The sequence below is a fragment of the Gordonibacter pamelaeae genome, assembly GCF_003340385.1.
Classification (GTDB): domain Bacteria; phylum Actinomycetota; class Coriobacteriia; order Coriobacteriales; family Eggerthellaceae; genus Gordonibacter; species Gordonibacter pamelaeae.
On the sequence record NZ_PPTS01000030.1, the window covers coordinates 1 to 473 of the forward strand.

General features: G+C 70.6%; 1 protein-coding gene. It reads left to right on the forward strand.

Annotated features, from left to right (window positions below; all coding sequences use genetic code 11):
• Nucleotides 1–205 precede the first annotated feature (205 nt).
• A partial coding sequence (locus C1877_RS15070; protein WP_147274580.1) for a hypothetical protein occupies nt 206–473 on the forward strand: 268 nt, incomplete at its 3' end.

Consider the following 473-nt stretch of genomic DNA (forward strand, 5'->3'; position numbering starts at 1 on the left):
TTCCACCAGGTGGGCGCCGCCGGCTGGCGCGTGTACGCGGAGGCCGAGGGCTACCTCACGCGCGTGCTGGAGGCCTCGACCGTGGACGAGGACCGCAACATGGGCCCGATCGAGCTGTACCGGGCCGAAGAGTAAACCCCGCGTCGAGGGCCGCGCCGCACGGCCGCGGCCCTCGACGCCCAGACGAACCAGGTGAGGAGGAGCCATGTCAGAGACGTTAACAGGCGGGAACCCCGCCCAGGGCGTGCCGACGCCGCCCACGCAGGACGACCCGAGCGGACGCAAGTGGACGTGGGAGGAGGACGGCTGCACGGTCATCCGCTCCAACGCGCGGTCGGGCCCGGGATGCCACGACAACTGCGGCGTGCTCATGTACGTGAGGGACGGGGTGCTGGAGAAGATAGAGGGCGACCCGGAGAACCCCTACAACCAGGGGCGCCTCTGCCCGCGGTGCCTGGCGTTCAAGGAGATGC